This is a genomic window from Microvirga sp. GCM10011540 (assembly GCF_042650665.1).
In the GTDB taxonomy this organism is placed as follows: domain Bacteria; phylum Pseudomonadota; class Alphaproteobacteria; order Rhizobiales; family Beijerinckiaceae; genus Microvirga; species Microvirga lenta.
The window spans coordinates 60,459-66,950 of the sequence record NZ_JBHSBQ010000136.1 but is presented as its reverse complement, the minus strand read 5'-3'; the positions used below and the strand labels follow the sequence as shown (position 1 = coordinate 66,950).

General features: G+C 63.9%; 7 protein-coding genes. 1 reads left to right on the top strand and 6 read right to left on the bottom strand.

The features are described from left to right. From ACFOYU_RS20885 to ACFOYU_RS20870, 4 genes are all read right to left on the bottom strand, one after another. Positions 1 to 187: ATP-binding cassette domain-containing protein (locus ACFOYU_RS20885; RefSeq protein ID WP_377035101.1), on the bottom strand; the 187-nt coding region annotated here is incomplete at its 3' end. A 77-nt stretch (positions 188 to 264) separates the two neighbouring features. Next, positions 265 to 1,584, bottom strand: coding sequence for an amino acid ABC transporter permease (locus tag ACFOYU_RS20880; RefSeq protein ID WP_377035097.1), 1,320 nt, complete (start codon positions 1,582 to 1,584; stop codon positions 265 to 267). An 8-nt stretch (positions 1,585 to 1,592) separates the two neighbouring features. Beyond that, positions 1,593 to 2,795: an amino acid ABC transporter permease gene (locus ACFOYU_RS20875; protein WP_377035096.1), complete on the bottom strand. Its 1,203-nt coding sequence runs from the start codon at positions 2,793 to 2,795 to the stop codon at positions 1,593 to 1,595. A 135-nt stretch (positions 2,796 to 2,930) separates the two neighbouring features. Then, positions 2,931 to 3,950: an amino acid ABC transporter substrate-binding protein gene (locus ACFOYU_RS20870; RefSeq protein ID WP_226741763.1), complete on the bottom strand. Its 1,020-nt coding sequence runs from the start codon at positions 3,948 to 3,950 to the stop codon at positions 2,931 to 2,933. A gap of 224 nt (positions 3,951 to 4,174) precedes the next feature. Between ACFOYU_RS20870 and metC the strand changes: the two genes are divergently transcribed. Further along, entirely contained in the window at positions 4,175 to 5,371 is a 1,197-nt protein-coding gene (metC, locus tag ACFOYU_RS20865; RefSeq protein ID WP_377035095.1) for a cystathionine beta-lyase, read from the top strand. A gap of 27 nt (positions 5,372 to 5,398) precedes the next feature. On the opposite strand, the gene ACFOYU_RS20860 is transcribed toward metC, so the two are convergent. Then, positions 5,399 to 5,755, bottom strand: coding sequence for a lipid-A-disaccharide synthase N-terminal domain-containing protein (locus ACFOYU_RS20860; RefSeq protein WP_226741761.1), 357 nt, complete (start codon positions 5,753 to 5,755; stop codon positions 5,399 to 5,401). After that, positions 5,755 to 6,489, bottom strand: a complete 735-nt coding sequence (locus ACFOYU_RS20855) for a glycosyltransferase family 2 protein (protein WP_377035094.1) — start codon at positions 6,487 to 6,489, stop codon at positions 5,755 to 5,757. Before ACFOYU_RS20855 ends, ACFOYU_RS20860 begins: the two co-directional genes overlap by 1 nt. Positions 6,490 to 6,492: the final 3 nt, after the last annotated feature.

Genomic DNA, 6,492 nt, shown 5'->3' with positions numbered 1-6,492 from the left:
TCAGCTCCGTACCGTCGACGATGATGCGCCCCTTCTGGTGCTCCTCGAGACGGTTGATGCAGCGGATCATGGTGGATTTTCCGGAGCCGGAGGGCCCGCAGATCACGATGCGCTCGCCACGCCGGACGTTCAGGTTGATGTCCCGCAGCACGTGGAACTCGCCGTACCACTTGTGCACGTCGATCATCTGGACGGCGGCCTCGGCCTGCGGATCGACGGCTGCGGCGGGGATGTGTTGCGCTGTCATTGTGGTCGCCATGATTGTTAGTGTCTCTGACCTGCCGCAAGGCGCCGCTCGACTCCGAGCGAGTACCGCGACATGCCCCAACAGAAGATGAAGTAGAAGAAGGCCGCGAAGGCGTAGCCCGTGTAGCTGATCGTCGGCGCAGCCCAGTTCGGGTCGATGCGTGAGGCCTCGATGGTCTTGACCAGATCGAAGATGCCGACGATCGCCACCAGCGACGTGTCCTTGAACAGGCCGATGAAGGTGTTGACGATGCCCGGGATCACGATCCGCAGGGCCTGCGGCAGGATGATGAGGATCATCATCTGCGGGTAGTTGAGGCCCAGGGACATCGCGCCCTCGTACTGCCCCTTTGGCATCGCCTGCAGGCCGCCGCGCACCACCTCGGCCATGTAGGCGGAGGCGAAGAAGGCGACACCCACGAGCGGACGCGCCAAGCGGTCCACCGTCATGTCGCCCGGCAGGAAGAGCGGCAGCATGGTGTTGGCCATGATCAGCACCGTGATCAGCGGCACGCCGCGCACGAACTCGATGAAGATCACCGATGCCAGCCGCACGACGGGCAGCTTGGACCGGCGTCCCAGGGCGAGCAGGATGCCGAAGGGAAGCGAGAACACGATGCCCACCGTCGCCACCAGGAGGGTGACGAGGATGCCGCCCCAGAGGGCCGTCGGCACGTGCTCCAGCCCCCAATCGATCTCGACCAGGGCCAGGGTGATGCCGATCACCGCCACGATGCCGATGCCGACGATCAAGCCCGCGCGCATCGACGTCTTGAGTGCGCGTGCCGCCAGGGCGATGCCCGCCACCAGCAGGATGGAAAAGACGATGAAGCCGATCCAGAAGCTGTCGCGGAAGTCCCAGTTTCCGCCGGTCAGCAGAATGTAGGACAGGAGCGGGAACAGCCAGAAGAAGTAGACCGCACCGAGATCGCGGCGAGGTGCCTTGAGCCAAAGAAGCCAGACGACGCCGATGGCGAGCAGGGCGAAGAAGCCGTCCACCCGCCACCGCTCGGTGGCCGGATAGGAGCCGTAGACGAAGTAGTTGATCTTATCGATCACGAAGGCCCAGCAGGCTCCGACCGGGTGACCGGCCGTCTCCGCACGGCAGGCATCCCGATCCGCTCCGGTCCAGACCGCGTTGATGAAGAGGAACTCCACCAGCGGCGGGATGCTGACGTAGAGCAGATACAGGACCACCAGGGTCAGGATGGTGTTGAACGGGCCGGAGAACAGGTTCTCCCGCATCCAGGCGATCGGCCCGCGCGCCAGATTCGGCGGCGGCGACGCCTCGACGTTCTCGTCACGCACGTAGCGGAACATATCGACGGTAGTGCTCATCGGATCTCCTACCGTTCAACAATCGCCACGCGGCGGTTGTAGATGTTCATGAAGAACGACGTCACGAGGCTGATCGTCAGATACACGCCCATGGTGATGACGACGACCTCGATGGCCTGGCCCGTCTGGTTGAGCACTGTTCCCATGAAGACCTGGACGAGATCGGGATAGCCGATCGCCACGGCGAGGGACGAGTTCTTCGTGAGGTTGAGGTACTGACTGGTCAGGGGCGGAATGATGACCCGCATGGCCTGCGGGATCACCACGAGCCGGAGCGTCTGCCCCGGCTTGAGACCCAGCGAGCCCGCCGCCTCCGTCTGCCCCTTGGAGACGGCAAGGATGCCGGCGCGCACGACCTCGGCGATGAAGGCGGCCGTATAGGTCGTCAATCCGAGGAGCAGGGCCACGAACTCGGGCAGAACCTGCATTCCGCCCTGGAGGTTGAACGTGCCCTTCTGCGGCATCTCGAAGCTTATCGGGTTTGCACCCGCGAGGGCGAGAACCACCCATGCGGCGACAGGCAGGCCGAGGACGAGCGCCAGAGTCACGAGCCCGACGGGATACTGACGGCCCGTCGCCTCCTGCTGCTTCCTCGCCCAGTAACGGAAAGCGGCGGTCGCGACGATCCCGACCGCGAGGGCCGCGAAGACCACCCAGACGTCCGAGGCATAGAGCGGACGCGGCATGAACAGACCGCGGGAATTCAGGAAGAAGCCGGCGCCCATCTCGACCGAATTGCGCGGCTGCGGCAGAGGCCCGAGGACGGCGATATACCAGAACAGCAGCTGAAGAAGCAGCGGGATGTTGCGGAGCAGCTCCACATAGACCATCGAGACCTTGGCCACCATCCAGTTGCTGGACAGGCGGGCGATGCCGACGATGAAGCCGAGGATCGTGGCGAAGACGATGCCGATCGCGGACACGACCAAGGTGTTGAGAAGGCCGACGACGAAGGCCTCGCCATAGGTCGAGCCAGCGGCGCTGAACGTGATCAGCGTCTGGCTGATGTCGAATCCGGCTGTATTCTCGAGGAAGCCGAAGCCTGAGGCGATTCTCGCGCGCTGCAGGTTATCGATGGCATTCGTCGCGGCAGCGTAGAACAGATAGCTGACGATGGCGACGAGAAGAACCTGATAGAAGATGCCGCGAACATTCGGGTCGTACAGGAACGACCTCTTCGGCGACGGTGCCTGGCTGACAGCTGTCTGCACTCAACTCATCCCCTGACGGCGACATACCAGCCGTCGATTTCAATCATTCAAACGTCGTTATGCTAGGAACTGGCGGCAATCGTTACAACGATAAAGGGGCGTCCGGACATGTCCGGACGCCCCATTCCATACCGCTTAGCGGATCGGAATGCCGTACTGCAGGCCGCCCTTCGTCCAAAGGGCGTTCTGGCCGCGCTTGATCTTCAGGCGCGAACCCTCGCCGACATTGGCTTCGAAGATTTCACCATAGTTGCCGACGTTCTTGATGATCCGGTAGGCCCAGTCGTTGGTCAGGCCGATCGCCTCACCGAACTTGCCTTCCGAGCCGAGGAGACGCTTGATCTCCGGGTTCTCGGAGGTCTTCATCTGGTCGACATTGGCCTTGGTGACGCCGAGCTCCTCGGCATTCAGCATGGCATTGTGCGTCCAGCGGACGATGTCGGCCCACTGGTCGTCGCCATGGCGGACCGCCGGTCCGAGCGGCTCCTTGGAGATGATCTCGGGCAGAACCACGTGATCATCGGGAGCGGAGGCGCGCAGGCGCTCGGCATAGAGACCCGAGGCATCCGTCGTGAAGGCATCGCAGCGGCCGGAATCGTAGGCCTTGAACGTCTCGTCGGAGGTCGCGAAGGCCACCACTTCGTACTTCATGTTGTTCGCACGGAAGTAGTCGGCGAGGTTCAGCTCGGTGGTCGTGCCCTGCTGGGTGCAGATCGAGGCGCCGTCCAGCTCCTTAGCCGAAGAAACACCGAGCGACTTGCGGACCATGAAGCCCTGGCCGTCGTAGTAGTTGATGGTCGGGAAATCCAGGCCGAGCTGCGTGTCGCGCGACATGGTGTGGGTCGAGTTGCGGGACAGCACGTCGACCTCGCCCGACTGGAGCGCGGTGAAACGGTCCTTGGCGGCCAGCGGGATGTAGCGGACCTTGGTCGGGTCGTCGAAGATGGCTGCTGCGATGGCGCGGCAGAGATCCACGTCGAGACCGGTCCAGTTGCCCTGAGCGTCCGGAACGCCGAATCCGGCGAGGCCCGTGTTGGAGCCGCAGGTCAGGAATCCCTTCTGCTTGACGCTGTTCAGCGTCGCTTGAGCCGAGGCGCCCGTCGCGAACAGGCTGGCCGTAAGGCCGAAGGCAATCGATACGAGAGCCTTTTTCATGTTTGTATGTTCTCCCACTTTGACGACTTGGCTTGGCATTTCTGGTCCGCCGAGCCGAGTTCCCTGTTAGAGCGTTTCGCCGTTCTTGAACGAAACGTTCTTGGACCTATCACATTCTATGATTGGTCACTGGTCAAGTCTTGATGGGTGCCCTATGGCGCCGGGGTTGACGGCGGCCCGGGCCCGGTCTCACATCAGGGCCCCGTCACCAGCCCCTTGAAACGATGTCAAAATTCGCTCCCAAGCCCACAGAACTCGGTGATCGCACCCGCCTGGTCCATGCCGGACGCGACCCGTCGGAACAGCACGGTTTCGTGAACACGCCCATCTATCGGGGCTCGACCGTTCTCTACCCCACGACGGATGATCTCCTGCACCGGCGCGGCCGCTATTCCTATGGAACGAAAGGAACTCCGACCACCGAGGCCCTGGAAAAAGCCTGGACGGAACTGTCGGGCGCCGCAGGGACGGTTCTGGCGCCCTCGGGGCTTGCCGCCGTCACCGTCGCCCTCATGTCCTGCCTCAAGGCGGGCGACCACCTGCTGATGACGGATTCGGTCTACCTGCCGACCCGGCATTTCTGCGAAGGAATGCTGAAGAAATTTGGTGTGGAAACCACCTATTACGACCCGCTGATCGGCGCCGGGATCGAAACGCTGATCCGGCCCAACACCGCCGCTGTCTTTACGGAAGCCCCCGGCTCGCAATCTTTCGAGATGCAGGACATCCCGGCCATCACCGAGGTGGCGCACCGGCACAGTGCCGTGGTTCTCATGGACAATACCTGGGCCACCCCCCTCCTCTACCCGCCGCATGAGCGGGGCGTCGACATCGCCATCGAGGCCGGCACGAAGTACCTCAGCGGCGGCTCGGACCTCCTCCTCGGGATGGTTTCGGCGAATGAGCGCTGCTTCAAGGCCCTGCGCGCCGCTTACGATGCCTTCGCCATGTGTCCCGGCCCGGAAGACGTGTTCCTCGGACTGCGGGGCCTGCGCACCATGGCGCTGCGCCTGCGCGAGCACGAGAAGCAGGCGCTCGACATGGCGCGGTGGCTAGAGGCCCGCCCGGAAGTGGCGCGGGTTCTGCATCCGGCCCTGGAAAGCTATCCGGGCCACGACATCTGGAAGCGCGACTTCAAAGGCTCGTCGGGGCTGTTCTCGGTGATCCTGAAGCCCTGCTCCGACCGCGCGCTGGCCGCCATGCTGGATGGCCTCGGCCTCTTCGGCATGGGCTATTCCTGGGGTGGCTTCGAGAGCCTCGTGATCCCCTTCGACTGCTCCACCTACCGCACCGCGACGCAGTGGAAGCCCGGCGGTCACGCCCTGCGCTTCCATATCGGCCTGGAGGACCTCGACGATCTCAAGCGCGATCTCGATGCAGGCTTCGCCCGGCTTCGGGAAACGGACGCGAAAGCGGCCTGAGTGACCCGGGGGCTGGGCCGAAAGGGCCTAGCCCTCCGCCCCTTCGGCGATCCGAGGCTCGGCCTTCTTGGAGCGGGCCTCCTTCGCAATCAGCATCAGATTGCGAACATAGATGAAGACCGACAGCGCCTGACCGAAAATGATGACGATGTCCCGGCGGGCAAAGCCATAGACCAGGGTCATCAGCCCGCCCGCGATCGACAGGAACCAGAAGCCCACAGGAATGACGCTGCGGTCCGCCCTCTCGCTCGCGATCCATTGCACGATGAACCGGGCTCCGAAGACCAGCTGAGCCAACACGCCGAAAGCCGCCCACACGTCGAAGCGGGCAATGACCACATCGTAGAAGTACAGGCCGAGGTCGTGCGACAACCGCATCAGCATCAGTTGATCTCCTGAGCGACCGGCACGCGGCGACGGCGGCGGATCAGCCACCAGACGCCTGCCAGGTCGAGAATTCCGACCCAGAGGCGGTCGAAGAGCCCGTAATTCGATTGCCCCGCATGGCGCGGCCGGTCCACCACGTCCACATGGGCGATGCCGTAGCCCTCGCGCTTGATCAGCGCGGGCATGAAGCGGTGCAGGGCATCGAAGTAAGGCAGCCGCAGATAGACGTCACGCCGGAAGGCCTTTAGGCCGCAGCCGGTATCCCGGGTCCCGTCCTTCAGGATCCTGCCGCGCACCCCGTTCGCGATGCGCGACTGCCACTTCTTGTAAGGCCCGTCCTTGCGCCCCACCCGCTGACCGGCAGCGAGGCCGGTGGCGGGATCGTCGAGGGCTGCCACCAGCTTCGGGATGAAGGCGGGATCGTTCTGTCCGTCCCCGTCCAGGGTCACGACGATCGGGGCATGGGCCGCATAGACTCCCGTCCGGACGGCTGCGCTCTGTCCGCAACTCGCCTCGTGCCGGACCAGCCGCAGCCAGGGCCGGGTCGCGCGGGCGCCGAGAACCTGCTCGACGGTGGCATCGGTCGAGCCGTCGTCGACGTAGATCACCTCGAAGGTGCCCAGGGGCGCGCAGGCCTGCTCGATCTCCCCCACCAGGGGAAGGATGTTCAAGGCTTCATTCTTGACAGGAACGACCACGCTGATACGCGGTGCCGAGGGAGTGTGGGTCATCAA